This is a genomic window from Chromohalobacter sp. HP20-39 (assembly GCF_033052815.1).
In the GTDB taxonomy this organism is placed as follows: Bacteria; Pseudomonadota; Gammaproteobacteria; order Pseudomonadales; family Halomonadaceae; genus Chromohalobacter.
Genome location: NZ_JAWHTP010000690.1, coordinates 1 through 271, shown reverse-complemented (window position 1 = coordinate 271; position 271 = coordinate 1). Strand labels below are relative to the sequence as shown.

The 271-nt window shown below is 59.4% G+C and carries 1 protein-coding gene; it reads left to right on the top strand.

All coding sequences use genetic code 11. The annotated features are described in order from the left end of the window. A partial coding sequence (locus RVY79_RS19720) for a hypothetical protein (RefSeq protein ID WP_317466263.1) occupies positions 1-271 on the top strand: 271 nt, incomplete at both ends.

The following is a 271-nucleotide window of genomic DNA, read 5'->3' as shown; positions in this document are numbered from 1 at the left end:
GATTCGCCGGGTGTTCTTTCAATGCAAAGAATTGGGTACGCGCAGTGCGGTAGTGCCGCACCCGGGCTTGGTGTTCCAGGCGGCCAATGACGGGTTCAGCGTGTTTGCCTTGATGGAGGACGTCAGGCCGACGCCGGAATCCATGCTGCACGAGCCGCCGTACTTCAATACGTGGGACGTGGGAAGGATTTGCATCGGCTCTGCGCAGGTTCCGAAGCAGATCGATGTCGCTTCGATTGCCGGTTGGGAAGAAGCCTTCTTCTCGTCGGCC